The organism is Roseomonas gilardii, assembly GCF_001941945.1.
In the GTDB taxonomy this organism is placed as follows: Bacteria; Pseudomonadota; Alphaproteobacteria; order Acetobacterales; family Acetobacteraceae; genus Roseomonas.
In genome coordinates, this window is the sequence record NZ_CP015583.1 from 2,294,834 (window position 1) to 2,316,672 (window position 21,839).

Sequence of the window (21,839 nt, forward strand, 5' to 3'; positions counted from 1 at the left end):
GCTCAGACCCGCAGCAGATGGACATCCACCATCGGCCGCTTGCGCAGCCGGCGGCCGAGCGCCCGGCGCAGGATGGCTCGGGCGGCCTCACGCAGCGGATCGTCGTCCCGCCGCAGGTTGAGTGGCAACTCCTCCACCGCCCGTGCCAGTTCGGCAGCGATCTGCCCGGGGGCCGCGTCGAGCTGCTCGAACAGGCCGGGCGCGGAAACCTGCGGCTCCCCTCGCACACGCCCGTCCCGGTCCACGGCCAGGGAGGCGACGATCACCCCGTTGAACAGCATCCGCCGGCGCGCCGAGAGCACCCCACCCTCCAGCGGCAGGAGCCGGTCGCCATCGATGGCCAAACGCCCCGTGGGGACGGAATCCACCACATCCGGCTTGTTGCCCGACAGTTCCAGTACGTCGCCATCCTCGATCAGGATCGGCGTCGCTCCGATGGCGCGGGCCAGCTCGGCATGCTGCTCCAAATGACGCCACTCGCCATGCACCGGCACGGAGAAGCGCGGCCGCACCAGCTCGTAGAGGCGCTTCAGCTCCCCCTTCGCCGGATGGCCGGAAACATGGACCTGCCGCTCGTCGGCCGTCACCACGCGGCAACCGGCGCGGCGGAGCTGGTCCTGCACCCGGGCGATGGCGCGCTCGTTGCCGGGGATCTGGCGGGAGGAATAGATCACCGTGTCCCCCTCCCCCAGCGAGATGTTGGGATGGGTGTCGGCGGCGATCTTGGACAGAGCCGAGCGTGGCTCGCCCTGGCTGCCGGTGCAGACGATCAGCAATTCCTCGTCCGGCAGGTAGCCCGCCTCGTCCTCGCTCAGAAAGGGCGGCGTGTCCTTCAGGTAGCCGCATTCCCGTGCCGCCGCATCGGCATTGCGGAGCGAGCGCCCGAACAGCGCCACCTGCCTGCCATTGGCCCGCGCGGCATGGGCGATGCTCTCCACCCGCGCCACATTGGTGGCGAAGCAGGTCACCGCCACCCGGCCGCGCAACTCGCCGATCAGCGCCGTCAGCTCGCGCCGGACATCCGCCTCGCTGCCGGAATAGCCCTCGACCAGCGCATTGGTGCTGTCGCAGACCATGGCCAGGACGCCCTCGCGCCCCAGCGCCTCGAAGCCCGCCTCGTCGGTGGGCAGGCCCAGCAGCGGGTTCGGGTCCAGCTTCCAGTCGCCGGTGTGCAGCACCGTGCCATAGGAAGTGCGGATCGAAAGCGCCTGTGCCTCCGGCACCGAATGCGCCACCCGGAGGAAGCGCATGGCGAAGGGGCCCAGTTCCAGGCTGCCACCCAGGGGAATGGTGTGGAGCTCCGCCTGGTGCAGCAGACCGGCCTCGCCCAGCTTCCGCCGCAGCACCGCCGAGGCGAAGGGGCTGGCATAGATCGGGCAGCGAAGCTGTGGCCAGAGCGGTGCCACGGCGCCGAGATGATCCTCATGCGCGTGGGTGATGACCAGCCCGACCAGCTTGTCGCGCCGTTCCGCCAGCCAGCCGGCATCGGGGACCATGACCTCGGCCTCCGGCGTGTCGGTGCCGCCGAAGCCGATGCCGCAATCCACCGCGAGCAGGGCTCCGTCGCAGCGGTACACATTCAGGTTCAGGCCGATCTCCCCGGTCCCGCCGAGCGGGATCAGGGCGAGGTCGGAGGTGGGTTCTGTCATTCTGTTCTCGTTCTGATAAGCATCTAATCGGGGTCCGGTTTCAGGGCGTCGGGCAAACTGGTGCGGTGGAAGATGGGCGTGGGGTTACGATCCGCCAACAGCCGCAGCCCCTCCAGGGTGATATCGGGGTCGGTCTTCTCGATCACGGCCGTGCCCTCGGCAAAGAGCGGCGCCAGCCCGCCAGTGGCCACGACCTTCATCGGTGCGCCGAACTCGGCGCGGATCCGCTCCACGATCCCCTCGATCAGCCCGACATAGCCCCAGAAGATCCCGGACTGCATGGCCGGCACCGTGTCCCGCCCGATCACCGATTGCGGCCGGCCGATGCCGATCCGCGGCAGGCGGGCGGCGGCCCGGTGCAGAGCCTCGATCGACAGGCTGATGCCGGGCGCGATCACGCCACCGAGATAGCTGCCCTTCCCGTCCACGACGTCGAAGGTGGTGGCGGTGCCGAAATCCACCACCACCAGCGGCCCGCGATAGTGGTGATGCGCCGCCAGGGCGTTCAGCAACCGGTCGGCGCCGACCTCCTTCGGGCGGTCCACCAGGATCTGGAAGCCCCACTCCACCGCGGCCCGGGCCACCAGCGGCTCGCAGGAGAACCATTCCCGCGACAGGCGGCGCAGGTTGTACAGGGCCGCCGGCACCACCGTACCGATGGCGCAGCGGTCGATGGCGGATGGGTTCAACCCCGCATGGCGGAACAGGGCCAGGAGCCAGACGGCGTATTCGTCGCTGGTCCGGTCGTCCCGCGTGGCGATGCGCCAGCGGCCGCGCCATTCCTGGCCGTCGTGAACCGCGAAGACGACGTTGGTGTTGCCTGCGTCGATGGCCAGCAACATGGATCTCGACCTCCCTCAGCCCGCCAGTTCACCCGCGACAATGGTGTGAACGCGTTCCTCCGTCGCTATCAGGAGAGCCCCGTCCTCGGCCAGCCCCCCGAAACGACCCGTGATCGATCCCTGCGGGCGCCGGACCGTCAGGACGGTGCCGGGCGCCGGCCCGCGCTCCATCCAGGCGGCCCGGACCGGGGCGAAGCCTTCCGCCGCCCGCCGCGCCCGCCAATGCCCCAGGCAATCCAGCAGCCGCCAAGCGAAGGTTTCCGGCCGGGGTGGCGCCTCGCAAACATCGGCCAGACATGTCACGGGCCGGTCAGGAAGCTGGGGCGCATAGGAGAGGTTCACCCCGATCCCCAGCACGATCCACGGCATCCCCGTCTCGTCCAGGCCGGAGTTCAGCAGGATGCCCGCGCATTTCGCGCCGTTCAGCAGCAGATCGTTCGGCCATTTGACGGAAAGCGGAGCACCGCCGGGAAGGAAGCCCGACATGGCATCCGCCAGGGCCACCGCCGCCAACAGCGAGTACTGCGGCAGTTGCCGCGGCGCCTCGCGCGGCCGCAGCAGAAGCGAGAGATGCAGGTTGCCCGACAGGGACTGCCAGACGCGGCCATACTGGCCCCGCCCCGCCGTCTGGCGGAGCGCCAGGGCGGCCGCCCCTTCGGGCTCGCCCGAGGCCGCCAGGGCCAGCAGGTGGTCCTGCGTGCTGGGAAGGCTCTCATGCACCTGGAGCCGCCAGCCGAAGCCGGCGGCCCCGGGTGTCATCGGCTCGCTCACCCGGCCAGGGCGGCCACGGCGGCCTGTGCCGCCGCGAGCAGCGGCGCGGCGAAGAAGACCAGCGCCACGTTCAGGATGCCCGCGCCGGCCAGCAGCACCGACACGCCGGTCGCGCGCGGCTCCAGCGCCTCCGCCGCCTCGTCGAAATACATCACCTTGACGATGCGCAGGTAGTAGTAGGCCGAGACCACCGAGGTCAGCACGCCGATCACCGCCAGGGTCCAGTACCCCGCCTGCACCGCCGCCAGGAAGACGTAGAGCTTCGAGAAGAAGCCGGCCAACGGCGGGATGCCGGCCATGGAGAACATGAAGATCGCCATGGCGAGCGCCATCGCCGGGTCCGTCTTGCCGAGGCCGGCGAGGTCGCTGATCCCCTCCACCGAGCGGCCGTTGCGGCGCATGGAGACGAGCACGGCAAAGACGCCGATGTTCATCACCAGGTAGATGGCCAGGTAGAAGAGCAGGCCGCGCACGCCCGTGCCGGTGCCCACCGCCAGGCCCATCAGCGCGTAGCCGACATGGCCGATGGAGGAATAGGCCATCAGCCGCTTGATGTTGCGCTGACCGATCGCGGCGAGCGAGCCCAGCAGCATGGACAGGATGGAGACCACCACCATCACCTGCCCCCACTGCGCCACCAGCTCGCCGAAGGGGCCGACCACCACGCGGGTGAGCAGCGCGAGGGCCGCCACCTTCGGCGCCGAGGCGAAGAAGGCCGTCACCGGGGTCGGCGCGCCCTCGTAGACGTCCGGCGTCCACATGTGGAAGGGCACGGCCGAGATCTTGAAGGCCAGGGCGGCGATCACGAAGATCAGGCCGATCACCACCCCCGCCGAGACGCCGCCGGTGCTGCCCATCGCGGCGGCGATGCGGGTGAAGTTCGTGGTGCCGGTGAAGCCGTAGATCAGGCTCGCACCATAGAGCAGCAGGCCGGAGGCCAGCGCGCCCAGCACGAAGTACTTCAGCCCCGCCTCCGCCGAGCGGACATTGTCGCGGTCGAAGGCCGCCACGACGTAGAGCGAGAGCGAGAAGAGCTCCAGCCCCAGATAGAGCATCATCAGGTCGTTGGCCGCGAGCATGATCAGCATGCCCAGCGTCGCGGTCAGGATCAGGATCGGGAACTCGAAGCGGGCGATGCCCTCCTTCGCGTTCCAGTTCAGCGCCAGGATCATGGTCGCCAGGCTGCCCAGCAGCACCAGCAGCTTGGTGAAGCGGGCGAAGGCGTCGGAGACGTACTGGCCGAAGAAGCCCGTCCCGTCCGCCTGCCCGAGCACCAGCGCCGCCGTCACCAGCAGGGCGCCGACGCCGCCCATGGTCACCGCGAAGCTGGTGTCGCGCTTCGGCAGCACGCCGCAGACCAGCAGCACCAGAACCGAGACCGCCAGCACGATCTCCGGCAGCGAGAGGGTCCAGTTGATCGGGTTCATGCTGTCACATCCCGGCCAGGCGCGGCAAAGCCAGAGCGGCCTCATGCCGCTCGATCAGCGCCGCCACGCTGGCCTCGAAGAACTGAAGGAAGGAGGACGGATACACGCCGAGCCAGATCGTCAGCAGGATCAGCGGCGCGAAGGTCACGTATTCGCGCGGGCTCAGGTCCAGGAGCGAGCGCAGGTCCTCACGCGTGATGCGGCTGAAGATCACCCGGCGGTACAGGTACAGCATGTAGCCCGCACCCAGGATCATGCCGAGTGCACCACCGAAGGCGGCCCAGGGATTTGCCTTCCAGGCGCCGACCAGCACCAGGAACTCGCCCGGGAAGCCGGCCAGGCCGGGCAGCGCTACCGAGCCCATGGTGAAGAACATGAAGACCAGCGCATAGGCCGGCATGATCTTCGCCACGCCGCCATAGCGCGCGATCTCCCGCGAATGCACCCGGTCGTAGAGCACGCCGACACAGAGGAAGAGCGCCCCCGACACCACGCCATGCGAGATCATCTGCAGCAGTGCGCCGGAGATGCCCTGCTGGTTGAAGGTGAAGAGGCCGAGCGTGACGATGCCCATATGCGCCACGGAGGAATAGGCGATCAGCTTCTTCATGTCTTCCTGCGCCATGGCGACGAGGCTGGTGTAGACCACCGCCACCACCGACAGCACGAAGATCAGCGGCGCGAAGAACACCGCAGCCTCCGGGAAGAGCGGGATGGAGAAGCGGATGAAGCCATAGGCCCCCATCTTCAGCAGCACGCCCGCCAGGATCACCGAGCCCGCCGTCGGCGCCTCCACATGCGCGTCCGGCAGCCAGGTGTGCACCGGCCACATCGGCACCTTCACCGCGAAGGCGGCGAAGAAGGCCAGGAACATCCAGATCTGCGTCGAGCGCGGTAGGTTCAGCTGCATGATCGCGCCGATGTCGCTGCTGCCGGCATTGTACCAGAGCGCGAGGATGGCGAGCAGCATCAACACCGAGCCGAGCAGCGTGTAGAGGAAGAGCTTGAAGGCCGCATAGACGCGGCGCGGCCCGCCCCAGACCCCGATGATCAGGAACATCGGGATCAGCACGCCCTCGAAGAAGACATAGAAGAGGACGATGTCCAGCGAGCTGAACATCCCCACCATCATGGTCTCCAGCAGCAGGAAGGCGACCATGTACTCGCGCACCCGGTTCTGCACGGACTCCCAGGAGGCCAGAATGCAAAGGGGCGTCAGCACGGTGGAGAGCAGCACGAAGAGGACGGAGATACCGTCCACCCCCATGTGGTAGCCGAGGCCGAATTCCGGCAGCCAGCGGAGCTGCTCCTCGAACTGGTAGGCCGCCGAGGCGGTGTCGAAGCGAAACCAGAGCAGCAGCGACAGGGCCAGCACGATCAGGCTGGTCCAGAGCGCCGTCCAGCGGGCGTTGGAGGCGACGACCGCCTCATCCCCCCGCACGCACATGATGACCGCCGCCCCTGCCAGCGGCAGGAAGGTCAGCAGGGAAAGGAGGGGGAACCCGGCCGCGTTCACCGCATGACTCCCAGCAGGAAGATGGACACGAAGAGCGCGAGCCCGATGATCATCGCGAAGGCGTAGTTGGCGAGCTTGCCGGTCTGGAGCTTCACCGCGCCGCGAGACGCCTCGACCGTCAGGCTGGCCGCCCCGTTGGGCATGCCGTCGATGATCTGCGCGTCGCCCACCTTCCACAGGGTGCGGGCCAGGCGCTGGCAGGGGCGCACGAAGAGGAAGTCGTACAGCTCGTCGAAGTACCACTTGTTCAGCAGGAACAGGTAGATCGGGTGGAAGGCGCTGGCCAGCTTGCCCGGCAGCGACGGCACGAACATGTACATGATGTAGGCCAGCGCGATGCCGGACAGGCCCATCACGGTTGGTGCCAGCGGCACCCATTCGGGCACCTCGTGCATCGCATGCATGATGTGGTTGGTCTCGGCGTTCACGATGGAGCCGTTCCAGAACTCCTCCCAGTGATGCCCGACCATCAGGTCGAAGAAGGCATAGCCGGTGAAGACCGCGCCGATCGCCAGCAGCACCAGCGGGATCAGCATCACCGGCGGGCTCTCATGCACGTGCTCCATCACGTGGTGATCCGCCCGCGGCTTGCCGTGGAAGGTCAGGATCGTCAGGCGCCAGGAGTAGAAGGCGGTCAGGAAGGCCGCGATCATGGTCATGACGAAGCCGTACATGCCGACCGCGCTACCCGAGGCGAAGGCCGCCTCCATGATCGCGTCCTTGGAGTAGTAGCCGGCGAAGAAGGGAATGCCGGCCAGCGCCAGGTTGCCGATCCAGAACACCACGTAGGTGACGGGGATCTTGGTCCAGATCCCGCCCATGCGGCGGATGTCCTGCTCGTCGGACATGGCGTGGATCACCGAGCCCGCGCTCAGGAAGAGCAGCGCCTTGAAGAAGGCGTGCGTGAAGAGGTGGAACACCGCCGCCTGATAGGCGCCGACGCCCACCGCCACGAACATGTAGCCGAGCTGCGAGCAGGTGGAGAAGGCGATCACCCGCTTGATGTCGTTCTGCACGCAGCCCACCGTCGCCGCGAAGAAGGCGGTGGTGGCGCCGACGACGGTCACCAGCATCAGCGCATGCGGCGCCATCTCCATCAGCGGCGACATGCGCGCCATCAGGAAGACGCCGGCCGTCACCATGGTGGCGGCGTGGATCAGCGCGGAAACGGGGGTCGGGCCCTCCATGGCGTCCGGCAGCCAGGTGTGCAGCACGAGCTGCGCCGACTTGCCGCAGGCGCCGGCGAAGAGCAGCACGCCGATCACCTCGATGGAGGAGAAGCCGAAGATGGTCTGGCCCTGCGCCTCCGGCAGCGCGGCGAAGATCTCGTTGAAGCCGAGCTCTCCGAAGGTCCAGAAGGTGAGCGCCATGCCCATCATGAAGAACAGGTCGCCCACGCGGTTGACGATGAAGGCCTTCATCGCCGCGCGGTTTGCGCTTTCCCGCTCGTAATAGTAGCCGATCAGCAGGTAGCTCGCGAGGCCCACGCCCTCCCAGCCGAAAAAGAGCTGCACGAGGTTGTCCGCCGTCACCAGCATCAGCATGGCGAAGGTGAAGAGCGAGAGATAGGCGAAGTACCGCGACGGCGTCTCGTCATGGGACATGTAGCCCACGCTGTAGAGATGGATCAGCGTGGAGATCAGCGTGATCATCCCGACCATCATGGCCGAGAGCGTGTCGTAGCGGAGCGCCCAGTCCACGCTGAGCGAGCCGGCCTCGATGAAGTTGGCGACCACCACCGTGGCGGGCTGGCTGTGCAGCCCGACCTGCCAGAAGGCGGAGATCCCGCAGACCGCAGCCAGCGCCATGCAGATCACGGTGGACCACTGGGCGGCCTTGTCGCCGATCCAGCGGCCCAGGAAGCCCGAGATGGCGGAGCCCAGCAGGGGGAAGAAGACAGCGCCGACGAACATGCCGCTCAACCCTTCAGGGTGGACACGTCTTCCACCTCGATGCTGCCACGGTTGCGGAAATAGATGACGAGGATCGCGAGGCCGATCGCGGCCTCGGCCGCCGCCACCGTCAGGATGAACAGGGCGAAGACCTGCCCGGTCAGGTCGCCCAGGGCCGAGGAGAAGGCCACCATGTTGGTGTTGACCGAAAGCAGGATCAGCTCGATCGACATGAGCAGCACGATGACATTCTTCCGGTTCATGAAGATCCCGAAGATGCCAAGCAGGAAAAGGATCGCCCCTACCGCCAGGTAGTGGCCAAGCCCGATGGTGAGCATCAGTGGTGGCCCCCCCCGTGGCCATGATCTGCGTGGTGGATCGCCTTGGGCTTGTCCTTCGGCTCCGGCGGCAGCGGCCGCAGGATGCCGATCTCGCCCAGCCCGGCGCCGCTCGGCACCTTCTGCATCTCCACCTTGCCCACGCGCGCGATCTGCTGGGCGATGTTCTGCCGGCGCGACGGCCCGGTCTTCTCCCGGTGGGTCAGGACGATGGCGCCGATCATCGCCACCAGCAGGACCATGCCCGCCGCCTGGAACAGGAAGATGTAGTCCGTGTAGATCAGGTGCCCCAGCGCATGGGTGTTGGTCATGTCCGCGGGCACCGCGTTCATGCGCAGCGTCACCGCCTCCGTGCTGAACTGCCAGCCGGCCAGGACCAGCAGCAGTTCCAGGAAGAGGATGCCGCCGATGATCGCCCCGATCGGGGCGTAGCGCTGGAAGCCCTCCCGCAGCCGGATGAAGTCCACATCCAGCATCATCACGACGAAGAGGAACAGCACCGCGACCGCGCCGACATAGACGATGACCAGGATCATCGCGAGGAACTCCGCCCCCGCGAGGAGGAAGAGCCCGGCCGCGTTGAAGAAGCCGAGGATGAGGTACAGCACGCTGTAGACGGGATTGCGGCTGGTCACCACCATCACGGCGGAGGCGATCAGCACCGCCGCGAAGGCGTAGAAGGCGAGAGCTGCGATCATCGGGCCAGGCAGTCCATGGGGCGTTCCATCTTCGTGAACCGGGGGCGCTTTGCGGCGCCCCCGGATGCGGTCTCAGCGATAGGGAGCGTCGAGCTCAAGCCTTGCGGCGAGCAGCGGTTCCCACCGGTCTCCGTTCGCGAGCAGCTTGTTCTTGTCATAGAGAAGCTCCTCCCGCGTTTCGGTGGCGAATTCGAGGTTCGGCCCCTCGACGATCGCATCCACCGGGCAGGCCTCCTCGCAGAGGCCGCAATAGATGCACTTCACCATGTCGATGTCGTAGCGCGTGGTGCGGCGTGACCCGTCCTCGCGCGGCTCGGCCTCGATGGTGATGGCCAGGGCCGGGCAGATCGCCTCGCAGAGCTTGCAGGCGATGCACCGCTCCTCCCCGTTCGGATAGCGGCGCAGCGCGTGCTCGCCCTTGAAGCGGGGCGAGAGCGGCTGCCGCTCGAACGGATAGTTCAGCGTGACCTTGGGCTTGAAGAAGGCCTTCAGCGTCAGCCACATGCCCTGCGCGATATCCACGAGCAGGTAGCCGCGCGCCAGGCTGTCGAGCGTCGCCATGATGCTATGCCTTTCCGGCCAGGGCCATGGTGGGAGCAAAAGAGGGGATACGCATGTCGTCCAGGGCCCGCGTCATACCGGCAGCCACCCGAAGGCCTTCAGCGCCACCGCGGTCAGCACCAGCCAGCCCAGGGTGAAGGGCAGGAAGACCTTCCAGCCCAGCCGCATCAGCTGGTCGTAGCGGTAGCGCGGGAAGGTCGCGCGGACCCAAAGGAAGACGAAGAGGCAGATCAGGATCTTCAGGATGAACCAGAGCGGCCCTGGGACCCAGTTCAGCGGCGCCACGTCCATCGGCGGATACCAGCCACCCAGGAAGAGGATGGTGGTCAGCGCGGACATGAGGATCATGTTCGCGTACTCGCCGAGGAAGAAGAGCCCGAAGGTCATCGAGCTGTACTCGACGAAGAAGCCCGCCACCAGCTCGCTTTCGCCTTCCGGCAGGTCGAAGGGGGCGCGGTTCGTCTCGGCCAGGATCGAAATGAAGAAGATGATGAACATCGGGAAGAGCGGTATGGCGAACCACACATGCTCCTGCGCCCGCACGATGTCCGTCAGGTTCAGCGACCCCACGCACATCAGCACGGTCACGATGATGAGGCCCATCGAGACCTCGTAGGACACCATCTGCGCCGCCGAGCGCAGCGCGCCCAGGAAGGCGTATTTCGAGTTCGATGCCCAGCCGGCGATGATGATGCCATAGACGCCGAGCGAGGAGATGGCGAAGAGGTAGAGCACGCCGACATTGATGTTGGCGATCGCCCAGCCATCGTTCACCGGGATCACCGCCCAGGCCAGCATGGCCAGGACGAAGGTGATCATCGGCGCCATGATGAACAGCAGGCGCGACGCGCCGGTCGGGATGATGGTCTCCTTGGTCATCATCTTCAGCGCGTCGGCGAAGGGCTGCAGCAGGCCGAAGGGGCCGACCACGTTCGGCCCCCGGCGGTACTGCATGGCGGCCAGCACCTTGCGTTCCGCATAGGTGAGATAGGCGACCGCGATCAGCAGCGGCACCAGCAGCGCCAGGGTCTGCGCCAGCGTCAGGGCCAGGATGCCGATCGGGGAGGAAAGGAAGCTGTCCATCGTGCTCACTCCGCCGCCAGATGGGGAGCCAAGCGGGGTTCGGTCGCGGAGGCCCGGACCCGGCTGCACTCGGCCATCACCTCGCTTGCCCGGCTGATCGGATCGACGCGGTAGTAGTCCGTGATCGGCAGCACGAAGCCGGCCCCGCCCAGCGGCTGCCCGCCGGCCCGCGGCCCGCTCTGCTCACGGCAGGTGGGCGCATCGACCACGTCCAGCCGCCCGAAGACCGGGTTCACCCGCACCAGCGCGGCGCGGATCGCATCCTCGTCGTCATAAGGCAGCGGCCGCCCGATGATCTCGCTGGCCGCGCGGATGATGCGCCAGTCCTCGCGTGCCTCGCCCGGGGCGAAGACGGCGCGGCGGGCGCGCTGCACCCGGCCCTCCGTGTTCACGTAGGTGCCGTTCTTCTCCAGGTAGGTCACGCCGGGCAGGATCACGTCGGCCCGCGCCGCCGCCCTGTCGCCGTGATGGCCCTGATACACCACGAAGGTATCGCCGCCGATCAGTGCCGGGTCGAAGCTGTCGGCGCCGAGCAGCCAGAGCAGGTCCACCCCGCCGCCCAGCATGGCGCCCAGGTCCTTGCCACCCTCGCCCGGCAGGAAGCCGAGGTCGAGCGCGCCCACCTGGCCGCCGAACTGGTGCAGCAGGTTGAAGCCGTTCCAGTCCTCGCGCAGCGCGCCGACCCGGCCCGCCAGCGCCCAGGCGGCGGCCAGCACCGCCGCGCCGTCCGGCCGCGCCAAGGCGCCACGGCCCAGGATGACCATCGGCTTCTTCGCCTCGCGCAGCGCCTGGGCGAAGGCCCCCTCGCCCACCTCGATGCCGGAGAGCAGGTTCGGCCCGTCGCCCAGATGCTCGGCCGGATAGGTCAGGTCCAGCACCTCCGGCCCGACATAGGCCACCGGCAGGGCCGTCTGGTTCCAGCGCTTCAGGATGCGGGCGTTCAGCACCGGCGCCTCCAGCCGCGGGTTGCTGCCCACGATCAGGATGGCATCGGCCTCGTCGATCCCGGCGATCGTCGAGTTGAACAGGTAGAAGTCGCGCCGCGAGGCATCGATCGCCGCCCCGTCCTGGCGGCAGTCGAGGTTCCGCGAGCCCAGCCGCTCCATCAGGTCGCGCAGCGCCAGCAGGCTTTCGGCATCCGCCATCTCGCCCGCCACGGCGCCGACCCGGTCGCCCGGCACGCCCTTCAGGCGGTCGGCGATGACCTCGAAGGCCTCGTGCCAGCTCGCCGGCTGCAGCCGCCCGTCGCGCTTCACCCAGGGGCGGTCCAGCCGCTTCCGCTTCAGCGCATCGTGCGAGAAGCGCGAGCGGTCGCCCAGCCACTCCTCGTTCACGTCGTCATTGATGCGCGGCAGGATGCGCAGGATGTCCGGCCCGCGCGCATCGACGCGGATCGCGGCGCCCAGCGCATCCATCACGTCCACGCTGTCGGTCTTGGTCAGCTCCCAGGGCCGCGCCGTGAAGGCATAGGGCCGGCTGGTCAGCGCCCCGACCGGGCAGATGTCGATCAGGTTGCCGGCCAGCTCGGTGGTCAGCGCCTTCTCGACATAGGTGCCGATCTGCATGCTTTCGCCACGGCCGGTGGCGCCCATCTCCTGCACGCCCGCCACTTCCGCCGAGAAGCGGACGCAGCGGCTGCACAGGATGCAGCGGTTCATGATCGTCTTGATCAGCGGCCCGACATACTTGTCCTTCACCGCCCGCTTCGCCTCGCGGTAGCGGCTGTGGTCCATGCCGTAGGCCACGGCCTGGTCCTGCAGGTCGCACTCGCCGCCCTGGTCGCAGATCGGGCAGTCCAGCGGGTGGTTGATCAGCAGGAATTCCATGACGTTCCGGCGCGCCTGCCGCACCACCGGGCTGTCCGTCTTGATCACCATCCCGTCCATCACCGGGAAGGCGCAGGAGGCCTGCGGCTTCGGCGACTTCTCGACCTCCACCAGGCACATGCGGCAGTTGCCGGCGATGGAGAGGCGCTCGTGGTAGCAGAAGCGCGGGATCTCCTTGCCCGCGACCTCGCAGGCCTGCAGCGCGGTGGCGCCGGCCGGCACCTCCACCTGCTGGCCATCCACCGTGACCTTGACGGTCTTGATCTCGCTCATCGGATCACTCCGCCGCCAACGGCATTGAGGGCGCCGCGTGGCGCTGCTTGTACTCGGCGATGCGCGCTTCCATCACCGGGCGGTAGTGCCGGATCAGGCCCTGCACCGGCCAGACGCCGCCATCGGCGAGCGCGCAGATCGTGTGCCCTTCGATCTGCCTCGTCACCTGCTCCAGCACGTCGATCTCGTCGATTTCCGCGCGGCCCTGCACCATCCGCCACATCACCCGGTTCACCCAGCCCATGCCCTCGCGGCAGGGGGTGCACTGGCCGCAGCTCTCGTGCTTGTAGAACTGCGACAGGCGGGCAATCGCCTTGATGATGTCGGTGGACTTGTCCATCACGATCACGCCCGCCGTGCCCAGGCCCGACTTGTGCTCGCGCAGCGCGTCGAAATCCATCAGCACGTCGTCGCAGATATGCTTGGGCAGCAGCGGCGTGGAGGAGCCGCCGGGAATGACGCAGAGCAGGTTGTCCCAGCCCCCGCGCACGCCGCCGGCATAGCGCTCGATCAGCTCCCGCATCGGGATGCTCATCTCGGCTTCCACGTTGCAGGGCTTGTTCACATGGCCCTGGATGCAGAAGACCTTGGTGCCCGAGTTCTTCGGCCGGCCGAAGCCGGCGAACCAGGCGCCGCCGCGGCGCAGGATCGTCGGAACCACCGCGATGGTCTCGACGTTGTTCACCGTGGTCGGGCAGCCATAGAGGCCGACCGCCGCCGGGAAAGGCGGCTTCAGCCGGGGCATGCCCTTCTTGCCCTCGAGGGATTCGATGAGCGCCGTCTCTTCGCCGCAGATATACGCACCCGCGCCGCGATGCAGGTAGAGGTCGAAGTCCCAGCCCGACCCGGCCGCGTTCGCGCCGAGCAGCCCGGCCTCATAGGCCTCGTCGATCGCCGCCTGCAGGATGACGGCCTCGTTGTAGTACTCGCCGCGGATGTAGATGTAGGCGGCATGCGCGCCCATCGCGAAGCTCGCGATCAGGCAGCCCTCGATCAGCGTCTGCGGATCGTTGCGGACGATGTCGCGGTCCTTGCAGGTGCCGGGCTCGGACTCGTCGCAGTTCACGACGAGATAGGAGGGACGCCCGTCCGGCGAGGCCTTGGGCATGAAGCTCCACTTCATGCCGGTGGGGAAGCCGGCGCCGCCACGGCCGCGCAGGCCCGACTGCTTCATCTCCTCGATGATCCAGTCCCGGCCCTTGGCGATGATGCCCGCCGTGCCGTCCCAGTTGCCGCGCCGCCGCGCCTCCGGCAACTGCCAGGAATGCAGCCCGTAGAGGTTGGTGAAGATGCGGTCCTTGTCGCTCAGCGCCATGGTCTCACTCCTTCACCGGAAGGTCACGGCCATCGGCATCCACCATCGGGATGTCGAGCAGGGTCTCCGCCCCGCCCACCGGCGCGCTGCACACGCGACCGATGGCGCTGCCCGCCGGCGGCCGCTCGCCGCGCTTCAGGGACTCGATGAGCTTCACGGTGCTCTCGTAGTCCAGGTCCTCGTAGTAGTCGTCGTCCACCTGCAGCACCGGCGCGTTCACGCAGCCGCCGAGGCACTCCACCTCGGTCAAAGTGAAGAGCCCGTCCGCGCTGGTGTCGCCATAGCCCTTCAGGTGCCCCGCATCCTTGCAGGCGCGCAGCACGTCGTCAGAACCGCGCAGCCAGCAGGGCGTCGTGCCGCAGACCTGCAGGTGGTAGCGCCCGATCGGCTTGGTGTTGAACATGAAGTAGAAGCTGGCGACCTCGTAGACGCGGATCGGCGCCATGCCGAGCCGCTTCGCCACCTGATCCATCGCCACGCGCGGCACCCAGGCGCTGCCCGTCTGCCGCCCCATCTGCCGCTGCACGACATAGAGCAGCGGGATGGTGGCGCTGGCCTCCTTCCCCGCCGGATAGCGCTTCAGGATCTTCTCGATCTGCGCCTCGCTTTCCGCGTCGAAGGCGAAGGAGGCAGGCTCGTGATGCGCCTCGGCCTTGCCGACGGCCTGGGTCGGACCCTCGTGCGCGTGGTCGCTCACCGGTCGATCTCCCCGAACACGACATCGATGCTGCCGATGATCGCCACGGCGTCGGCCAGCATGTGTCCCTTGGTCATGAGTTCCGTCGCCTGCAGGTGGGCATAGCCCGGCGAGCGGATCTTGCAGCGGTACGGCTTGTTCGTGCCGTCGGCGACCAGATAGACCGCGAACTCGCCCTTCGGCGCCTCGACCGCGGTGTAGGTCGCGCCCTCCGGCACGTGATAGCCCTCGGTGTAGAGCTTGAAGTGATGGATCAGCGATTCCATCGAGCGCTTCATCTCGGAGCGCTTCGGCGGCGCGATCTTGTTGTCCTGGACCTTGATCGGCCCGGGCTTCATCTGCGCCAGGCACTGCCTGATGATCTTCACGCTCTCCCGCATCTCGGCGATGCGGACGAGGTAGCGGTCGTAGCAGTCGCCGTTGCGGCCCACCGGGATGTCGAAATCCATCCGGTCATAGACATCATAGGGCTGCTGCTTGCGCAGGTCCCAGGCGCAGCCAGAGGCGCGCAGGCAGGGGCCGGAGAAGCCCCAGGCCATGGCCTCTTCCGGTGAGACGATGCCGATATCGACCGTACGCTGCTTGATGATGCGGTTGCCCGTCACCAGCGTGTCGAGGTCGTCGATGAAGGCCGGCAGACCGTCAGCCCACTCGGCGATCCGCTCCTCCAGCCCGGCCGGCAGGTCCTTCGCCACGCCGCCCGCGCGGAAGTAGTTCGCGTGGTAGTGGCTGCCGCTCACCGCCTCGTAGAATTCCAGCCCGCGGTCGCGCTGCTCGAAGCCCCAGAGCGGCGGCGTCGTCGCGCCCAGGTCCAGCGCGAAGGTGGTGACGTTCAGCAGGTGGTTCAGCAGCCGCGTGACCTCGCTGAACAGCACACGGATGTACTGCGCGCGCTCCGGCGCCTCGATGCCCAGCAGCCGCTCCGTCGCCAGCGCGAAGGCGTGCTCCATGCACATCGGGCTCACATAGTCGAGCCGGTCGAAATACGGGTTCGCCTGGACGTAGGTCTTGTACTCGATCAGCTTCTCGGTGCCGCGATGCAGCAGCCCGATATGCGGGTCGGCCCGCTCGACCTGCTCGCCCTTCATCTCCAGGATGAGGCGCAGCACGCCATGCGCGGCCGGATGCTGCGGGCCGAAATTGATGGTGTGGCTGTCCACCTCGATGGTGGTGCGGCCATTGGCCTCGTCGGGCGTCCCCTCGGCGGGGCCGACATCTCCGGTGAGGAGGTGGCTCACTTCTGCGCCTCCTTCTGCTCGCCAGACGGCCCATCCTCGGGCGGCGGCAGGCGGTTCAGATGCACCTTCTCGTCACCGGGCAGCGTGGTCATGCCCTCCCAGGGAGAAAGGAAGTCGAACTGGCGGAATTCCTGCGTCAGCTTCACCGGCTCGTAGACCACCTCGCGCCGCTCGGAATCGTAGCGGACCTCGACATGGCCGGTCAGCGGGAAGTCCTTGCGCAACGGGTGGCCTTCGAAGCCGTAATCCGTGAGCAGGCGGCGCAGGTCCGTCTGCCCGGCGAACAGGACGCCGTACATGTCCCAGGTCTCGCGCTCGAACCAGGTCGCCGTCGGCCAGATCGCCGACACGCTCGCCACCGGCGTGTTCTCGTCCGTGCTGGTGATCACGCGGACACGATGGTTGTGCCGCAGGCTCAGCAGGTTCCAGACCACCTCGAAGCGCTCGGCCCGGTCGGGCCAGTCCACGCCGCAGATGTCCATGCACTGCTCGAAGGCGAAGCGCGGATCGTCGCGCAGCATCAGCATCACCGGCAGCACCGCCTCGCGGCGCAGCCGCACCACCAGCTCGCCCGGCGCGGTCTCCGCCCGCCGCGTCACGCGCGCATCGAGCACGGAACCCTGGGGCGCTGCCGCGGTGATCGCCTGGCCGAGCGCGGCCAAAGGCGAAAGCGGCGCGGAAGGAGGAGTGGAGTCGGTATCAGCCACGAAGGATGGTCCCCGTCCGCCGGATCTTCTTCTGGAGCTGCAACACGCCATAGACCAGCGCCTCGGCCGTCGGCGGGCAGCCGGGCACATAGACATCGACCGGCACGATCCGGTCGCAGCCGCGTACCACGCTGTAGGAATAATGGTAGTACCCGCCGCCATTGGCGCAGGACCCCATGGAGATCACCCAGCGCGGCTCCGACATCTGGTCGTAGACCTTGCGCAACGCGGGGGCCATCTTGTTGGTCAGCGTGCCGGCCACGATCATCACGTCGGACTGGCGTGGCGACCCACGCGGGATGGCGCCGAAGCGGTCGAGATCGTAGCGCGCCATGTAGGCGTGGATCATCGGCACCGCGCAGCAGGCGAGACCGAAGGTCATCGGCCAGAGGCTGCCGGTGCGGGCCCAGTTCACCACCTTGTCCAGGTTGGCGATCACGAAGCCTTTTTCCTGGATCTCCCCGGTCACGCCTTGGATCACCGCATCCTGTCCCGGGCCGGGCGGAAGCGCGTCCTTGTTCCAGGCAACGGCTTGATCAGACATTCAACTCTCCCACCCGCCGGTCACTCAGCATGGTCACGCAGCACATTCCTTCCAGGGCCCCCGCCGGGAGGCCCCCACCGGCAAGGCGGCTCCTGCCCCGCCCCGCCGGCCGCCCTCATTCCCAGTCCAGCGCGCCCTTCCGCCACTCATAGACGAAGCCCACCGTCAGCACGGTCAGGAAGCCCATCATGGAAAGGAAGCCCACCCAACCGAGGGTGCCCAGCGAGATCGCCCAGGGGAACAGGAAGGCCACTTCGAGGTCGAAAATGATGAACAGGATGGCCACGAGGTAGAAACGCACGTCGAAACGGTGACGCGTATCCTCGAAAGGCTCGAAGCCGCACTCATAGGTCGAGAGCTTCTCCGGATCCGGCTTCTGGTGCGCGGCCAGGAACGAGCCGCCCACCATGGCGATGGAGATCACCACCGCGATGGCCAGGAAGACGAGGATCGGGAAGTACTCGGCGAGGAGCGGCTGCGTCATCGTTTCGTTATCCAATGCAAACAGCGCCACGAGGGCGTGTGCGATGCAGCGCGAACATACTGCGACCCGCAGGACACTGCCATAGCGCGCGGGCAGCAATACCGCCATGTGACCCAAAGACAAGGGGGCATCCCGACATGGCTGGTCGACAATAAATCCGGACAAATTCAGTCCGGATACATGGGGCAGTTCTTGTTGCGACGAGAGTGGCGGTACAGGTCGTTGAAAGCAAGGGAATGTGGCGAATGGCGCGAGTGACGGGGCTCGAACCCGCGACCTCCGGCGTGACAGGCCGGCGCTCTAACCAACTGAGCTACACCCGCGCAAACCATGCGGCACAGGCCGGCGGCGATCCGCCGGACTTGCCGGGACCAGGAACGACGATGCATCGGGTGGCGCGAGTGACGGGGCTCGAACCCGCGACCTCCGGCGTGACAGGCCGGCGCTCTAACCAACTGAGCTACACCCGCACACGATGCATGCCCCTGCTGCCCTGGGGGCAGGAGAAGCGCCGCACCCTTCGGTGCGGCTCGTGGGGCGGGGTTTATGGGGTGGCGGGGAAGGTGTCAAGCAGGCCACCGGCAGCTTCCGCCAGCCGTCGCCCTGCCCTGCAGTTTCCGTCCACCAGTTCCGACTCGCGGCCCGTATCCGGATGGCGGATCGGCGCGAGACACGCCCGCAGGCACGCCGATCCGGAGGCCGCAGGGCAAGCGGACAGCCTGCGACGGGCGCGGCAGAGGCCTTGGAACGACAAGGAAGATGGGGATGCGCCAGGACCGGCCAAAGACAGGCGGACGGGGCGGAAGAAACGGCAGGCGGAATGGGCGCTGAGGGATTCGAACCCCCGGCATCCTCGGTGTAAGCGAGGCGCTCTACCGCTGAGCTAAGCGCCCGGGAAAATCCGCCAGGGCAGCGGGGCCGGCAAGATAGGGCGGAAGCGGGGTCCAGGCCACCGCCCCCGCCAGCAACTCCGGAATCAGGAGTTCAGCGCGTCCTTGAGACCCTTGCCGGGCTTGAAGCGCACGGAGGTGGAGGCCTCGATCTTGATCTCCTCCCCGGTGCGCGGGTTCCGCCCGGTGCCGGCCTTGCGCGTGGAAATGGAGAAGGTGCCGAAACCGACCAGCCGAACCTCCTGACTCTCCTTGAGGGACGCCTCGATCGCCTTGAACATCGCGTCCACCACCTCGGTGGCCTTGGCCCGGGTCAGCTCGCCCGTCTCGGCCACCACGGCCACGAGATCCTGCTTGTTCACCTGCGATACCCCTCCGGTGATCACCAACAATACGGGGGAAGTCCCGAGCGGAACCTCCCCCTCCTGGCCGGGACACTAGGCAGCGCGGTTTCCGGCCGTCAACGGCCCGGAACCGCGGAGAAGCCGCGCCTCGCGCACTTCCCCGGGAGAAGCGGCAGCATGGCCACGATGGTCACGCCGCATCGCACAAGAAGGGGCGGAGGCCCTGAGGCCCCCGCCCCCTCGCAGGGATCAGTGCGGCAGGCTGGGCGAGGCCGGCGCGCCGGCACCGGGCTTGGCCGGCGGCGCCTCGGACGCCTCGTCCCACTCGATGGCCTCGGGCTTCCGGACCAGCGCCTGGGCGATCACCTCGTCCACATGGGAAACGGGGATGATCTTCAGGAACTTCTTCACCGATTCGGGGATCTCGGCGAGGTCCTTCTCGTTCTCCTGCGGGATGAAGACGGTGGTGACACCGGCCCGCATCGCCGCGAGGAGCTTCTCCTTCAGTCCGCCGATCGGCAGCACCCGGCCGCGCAGCGTGATCTCGCCCGTCATCGCCACATCCTTGCGGACGGGAATGCCGGTCATGATCGACACCATGGCGGTGGCCATGGCGATGCCCGCGCTGGGCCCGTCCTTCGGCGTCGCCCCTTCCGGCACGTGGACGTGGATGTCCCGCTTCTCCAGGAAGTTCGGCTTGATGCCGAAGGCGATGGAACGGCTGCGGACATAGGACAGCGCCGCGGAGACGCTCTCCTGCATCACGTCGCCCAGCTTGCCCGTGTGCTTCACGGCGCCCTTGCCCGGCAGCAGAACCGCCTCGATGGTCAGGATCTCCCCGCCCACCTCGGTCCAGGCGAGGCCGGTGACGGCACCCACCTGATCCTCCAGCTCCGCCTCGCCATAGCGGTACTTCTTGATGCCCGCGTACTTCTCGAGGTTCTTGCGGTTGACCGCGACCTTCTTGGCCTTGCCGGACACGATCTCCCGCACCGCCTTGCGCGCCACCCCGCCGAGCTCTCGCTCATAGGACCGCACGCCCGCCTCCCGGGTGTAGTACCGCGCCAGGTCCAGCAGGGCCTCGTCGGTGATCGTCCACTCGCCCGCCTTCAGCCCGTTCGCCTCGGTAACCTTGGCGATCAGGTGGCGCTTGGCGATCTGGATCTTCTCATCCTCCGTGTAGCCGGGGATGCGGATGATCTCCATGCGGTCCAGCAGGGGCTGAGGCATGCGCAGCGAGTTGGCGGTCGTGATGAACATCACGTCCGACAGGTCGTAGTCCACCTCCAGGTAATGGTCGGCGAAGGTCCCGTTCTGCTCCGGGTCCAGCACCTCCAGCAATGCCGAGGACGGGTCGCCGCGCCAGTCGGCGCCCAGCTTGTCGATCTCGTCCAGCAGGAAGAGCGGGTTGGAGGTCTTAGCCTTCTTCATCCCCTGGATGACCTTGCCCGGCATGGAGCCGATATAGGTCCGCCGGTGGCCGCGCACCTCCGCCTCGTCCCGCACGCCGCCCAGCGACATGCGCACGAAGTTGCGGTTCGTCGCCTTGGCGATCGACTTGCCCAGGCTGGTCTTGCCGACGCCCGGCGGGCCGACGAGGCACAGGATCGGACCCTTGATCTTCTGGCTGCGCGACTGCACCGCCAGGTATTCCAGGATGCGCTCCTTGACCTTCTCCAGCCCGTAGTGGTCGGCGTCCAGCACCTCCTCCGCGGCCTTCAGGTCGTTGCGGACCTTGCTCTTCTTCTTCCAGGGGATCGAGAGCATCCAGTCGAGGTAGTTGCGCACCACCGTCGCCTCGGCGCTCATCGGCGACATGGTCTTGAGCTTCTTCAGCTCCGCCATCGCCTTCTCGCGCGCCTCGGCCGAGAACTTGGTGGCCTTGATCTTGGCCTCCAGCTCGGCGGTCTCGTCCTTGCCTTCCTCGCCCTCGCCCAGCTCCTTCTGGATCGCCTTGAGCTGCTCGTTCAGGTAGTACTCGCGCTGCGTCTTCTCCATCTGCCGCTTGACGCGGTTCCGGATGCGCTTCTCCACCTGCAGGACGCCGATCTCGCTCTCCATATGGGCGAAGACCCGCTCCAGGCGGGCCCCCACGCCCACCGTCTCCAGCAGCTCCTGCTTCTCGGAGATCTTGAGGTTCAGGTGGCTCGCCACCGTGTCGGCCAGCTTGGCCGTGTCCTCGATCTGGTTGATCGAGACCAGCACCTCGGGCGCGATCTTCTTGTTGAGCTTGATGTACTGCTCGAACTGCGTGACCACGGAGCGGGCCAGCGCCTCGACTTCGCGCGGCTCGGCCGGCGCGGCTTCCTCCACCGGGGTGGAGAAGGCCTCGAAATAGGAATCCGTCTCCTTCCAGCCGACCACCTGAGCGCGGCGGCCACCCTCGACCAGCACCTTCACGGTGCCGTCCGGCAGCTTCAGGAGCTGGAGGATCGTGGAAACAGTGCCGATCTCATAGAGATCGGAAGCCTGGGGGTCATCCTGGGACGCGTTGCGCTGCGCCAGGAGGAGGATCTGCTTGTCCTCCCGCATCACCGCTTCCAGGGCACGCACGGATTTCTCGCGCCCCACGAACAGCGGCACGATCATATGCGGGAAGACGACGATGTCCCGGAGCGGCAGGACGGGAAGCAATTCGCCGCTGACAGTTTCCGTCATGGGACCTCACTATGGACAGTCGGCCCGGGGCCGCCCACAGGAAAGCCCGACCTCGGGCTTCCATCGAACGGCACGGCCCCGGCGCC

At 67.4% G+C, this 21,839-nt stretch carries 19 protein-coding genes and 3 tRNA genes; all 22 read right to left on the reverse strand.

The window, feature by feature from the left end:
- Window positions 1-2 precede the first annotated feature (2 nt).
- Window positions 3-1,649: a ribonuclease J gene (locus tag RGI145_RS10470; protein WP_075798284.1), complete on the reverse strand. Its 1,647-nt coding sequence runs from the start codon at window positions 1,647-1,649 to the stop codon at window positions 3-5.
- Between the two features lie 23 nt (window positions 1,650-1,672).
- Entirely contained in the window at window positions 1,673-2,491 is an 819-nt protein-coding gene (locus RGI145_RS10475) for a type III pantothenate kinase (RefSeq protein WP_075798285.1), read from the reverse strand.
- 15 nt (window positions 2,492-2,506) lie between these two features.
- Window positions 2,507-3,250, reverse strand: a complete 744-nt coding sequence (locus RGI145_RS10480; protein ID WP_075798286.1) for a biotin--[acetyl-CoA-carboxylase] ligase — start codon at window positions 3,248-3,250, stop codon at window positions 2,507-2,509.
- A gap of 8 nt (window positions 3,251-3,258) precedes the next feature.
- Window positions 3,259-4,680, reverse strand: a complete 1,422-nt coding sequence (gene nuoN, locus RGI145_RS10485) for an NADH-quinone oxidoreductase subunit NuoN (RefSeq protein ID WP_418314509.1) — start codon at window positions 4,678-4,680, stop codon at window positions 3,259-3,261.
- 13 nt (window positions 4,681-4,693) lie between these two features.
- Window positions 4,694-6,205, reverse strand: a complete 1,512-nt coding sequence (locus RGI145_RS10490; protein ID WP_075798288.1) for an NADH-quinone oxidoreductase subunit M — start codon at window positions 6,203-6,205, stop codon at window positions 4,694-4,696.
- The gene (gene nuoL / locus RGI145_RS10495) at window positions 6,202-8,118 is read right to left on the reverse strand and encodes an NADH-quinone oxidoreductase subunit L (protein WP_075798289.1); all 1,917 of its coding nucleotides are present in this window, start codon (window positions 8,116-8,118) and stop codon (window positions 6,202-6,204) included. Before nuoL ends, RGI145_RS10490 begins: the two co-directional genes overlap by 4 nt.
- A 5-nt stretch (window positions 8,119-8,123) precedes the next feature.
- Window positions 8,124-8,435 (reverse strand): NADH-quinone oxidoreductase subunit NuoK, encoded by a 312-nt coding sequence (nuoK, locus tag RGI145_RS10500; protein ID WP_019460037.1) that lies wholly within the window; start codon window positions 8,433-8,435, stop codon window positions 8,124-8,126.
- The gene (locus tag RGI145_RS10505; protein ID WP_075798290.1) at window positions 8,435-9,133 is read right to left on the reverse strand and encodes an NADH-quinone oxidoreductase subunit J; all 699 of its coding nucleotides are present in this window, start codon (window positions 9,131-9,133) and stop codon (window positions 8,435-8,437) included. The genes nuoK and RGI145_RS10505 overlap by 1 nt, the downstream gene beginning before the upstream one ends.
- 72 nt (window positions 9,134-9,205) lie before the next feature.
- A complete protein-coding gene (nuoI, locus tag RGI145_RS10510; RefSeq protein ID WP_019460035.1) occupies window positions 9,206-9,694 on the reverse strand; it encodes an NADH-quinone oxidoreductase subunit NuoI in 489 nt (162 codons plus the stop codon).
- 72 nt (window positions 9,695-9,766) lie between these two features.
- A complete protein-coding gene (nuoH, locus tag RGI145_RS10515; protein ID WP_075798291.1) occupies window positions 9,767-10,777 on the reverse strand; it encodes an NADH-quinone oxidoreductase subunit NuoH in 1,011 nt (336 codons plus the stop codon).
- 5 nt (window positions 10,778-10,782) lie between these two features.
- Complete coding sequence (gene nuoG, locus RGI145_RS10520) at window positions 10,783-12,876, reverse strand: NADH-quinone oxidoreductase subunit NuoG (protein WP_075798292.1); 2,094 nt, start codon at window positions 12,874-12,876, stop codon at window positions 10,783-10,785.
- Window positions 12,877-12,880: 4 nt separating this feature from the next.
- Window positions 12,881-14,191: an NADH-quinone oxidoreductase subunit NuoF gene (gene nuoF / locus RGI145_RS10525; RefSeq protein ID WP_075798293.1), complete on the reverse strand. Its 1,311-nt coding sequence runs from the start codon at window positions 14,189-14,191 to the stop codon at window positions 12,881-12,883.
- A 4-nt stretch (window positions 14,192-14,195) separates the two neighbouring features.
- Window positions 14,196-14,888: a complex I 24 kDa subunit family protein gene (locus RGI145_RS10530; protein WP_027280283.1), complete on the reverse strand. Its 693-nt coding sequence runs from the start codon at window positions 14,886-14,888 to the stop codon at window positions 14,196-14,198.
- Window positions 14,885-16,054 (reverse strand): NADH-quinone oxidoreductase subunit D, encoded by a 1,170-nt coding sequence (locus tag RGI145_RS10535; protein ID WP_390889870.1) that lies wholly within the window; start codon window positions 16,052-16,054, stop codon window positions 14,885-14,887. Before RGI145_RS10535 ends, RGI145_RS10530 begins: the two co-directional genes overlap by 4 nt.
- Before the next feature lie 68 nt (window positions 16,055-16,122).
- Window positions 16,123-16,833 (reverse strand): NADH-quinone oxidoreductase subunit C, encoded by a 711-nt coding sequence (locus RGI145_RS10540; protein WP_075798295.1) that lies wholly within the window; start codon window positions 16,831-16,833, stop codon window positions 16,123-16,125.
- A complete protein-coding gene (locus tag RGI145_RS10545; RefSeq protein ID WP_075798296.1) occupies window positions 16,826-17,377 on the reverse strand; it encodes a NuoB/complex I 20 kDa subunit family protein in 552 nt (183 codons plus the stop codon). The genes RGI145_RS10540 and RGI145_RS10545 overlap by 8 nt, the downstream gene beginning before the upstream one ends.
- A gap of 115 nt (window positions 17,378-17,492) precedes the next feature.
- Window positions 17,493-17,861 (reverse strand): NADH-quinone oxidoreductase subunit A, encoded by a 369-nt coding sequence (locus RGI145_RS10550; RefSeq protein ID WP_027280287.1) that lies wholly within the window; start codon window positions 17,859-17,861, stop codon window positions 17,493-17,495.
- Window positions 17,862-18,107: 246 nt separating this feature from the next.
- Window positions 18,108-18,184: transfer RNA gene (locus tag RGI145_RS10555), tRNA-Asp, on the reverse strand.
- A 70-nt stretch (window positions 18,185-18,254) separates the two neighbouring features.
- Window positions 18,255-18,331 (reverse strand) — tRNA-Asp (locus RGI145_RS10560).
- Between the two features lie 351 nt (window positions 18,332-18,682).
- Window positions 18,683-18,754 (reverse strand) — tRNA-Val (locus tag RGI145_RS10565).
- An 83-nt stretch (window positions 18,755-18,837) separates the two neighbouring features.
- Entirely contained in the window at window positions 18,838-19,113 is a 276-nt protein-coding gene (locus RGI145_RS10570; RefSeq protein WP_027280288.1) for an HU family DNA-binding protein, read from the reverse strand.
- A 231-nt stretch (window positions 19,114-19,344) separates the two neighbouring features.
- Complete coding sequence (lon, locus tag RGI145_RS10575; protein ID WP_075798297.1) at window positions 19,345-21,753, reverse strand: endopeptidase La; 2,409 nt, start codon at window positions 21,751-21,753, stop codon at window positions 19,345-19,347.
- Window positions 21,754-21,839: the final 86 nt, after the last annotated feature.

Bases quoted from the DNA above. Each gene is read 5' to 3' on its own strand.
- nuoF (WP_075798293.1), bottom strand. From the start codon at position 14,191: ATGGCGCTGAGCGACAAGGACCGCATCTTCACCAACCTCTACGGGCTG.
- RGI145_RS10505 (WP_075798290.1), bottom strand. From the start codon at position 9,133: ATGATCGCAGCTCTCGCCTTCTACGCCTTCGCGGCGGTGCTGATCGCC.
- RGI145_RS10545 (WP_075798296.1), bottom strand. From the start codon at position 17,377: ATGTCTGATCAAGCCGTTGCCTGGAACAAGGACGCGCTTCCGCCCGGC.
- RGI145_RS10470 (WP_075798284.1), bottom strand. From the start codon at position 1,649: ATGACAGAACCCACCTCCGACCTCGCCCTGATCCCGCTCGGCGGGACC.
- nuoK (WP_019460037.1), bottom strand. From the start codon at position 8,435: ATGCTCACCATCGGGCTTGGCCACTACCTGGCGGTAGGGGCGATCCTT.
- nuoG (WP_075798292.1), bottom strand. From the start codon at position 12,876: ATGAGCGAGATCAAGACCGTCAAGGTCACGGTGGATGGCCAGCAGGTG.
- nuoI (WP_019460035.1), bottom strand. From the start codon at position 9,694: ATGGCGACGCTCGACAGCCTGGCGCGCGGCTACCTGCTCGTGGATATC.
- RGI145_RS10475 (WP_075798285.1), bottom strand. From the start codon at position 2,491: ATGTTGCTGGCCATCGACGCAGGCAACACCAACGTCGTCTTCGCGGTT.
- RGI145_RS10480 (WP_075798286.1), bottom strand. From the start codon at position 3,250: ATGACACCCGGGGCCGCCGGCTTCGGCTGGCGGCTCCAGGTGCATGAG.
- lon (WP_075798297.1), bottom strand. From the start codon at position 21,753: ATGACGGAAACTGTCAGCGGCGAATTGCTTCCCGTCCTGCCGCTCCGG.
- nuoL (WP_075798289.1), bottom strand. From the start codon at position 8,118: ATGTTCGTCGGCGCTGTCTTCTTCCCCCTGCTGGGCTCCGCCATCTCG.
- nuoH (WP_075798291.1), bottom strand. From the start codon at position 10,777: ATGGACAGCTTCCTTTCCTCCCCGATCGGCATCCTGGCCCTGACGCTG.
- RGI145_RS10550 (WP_027280287.1), bottom strand. From the start codon at position 17,861: ATGACGCAGCCGCTCCTCGCCGAGTACTTCCCGATCCTCGTCTTCCTG.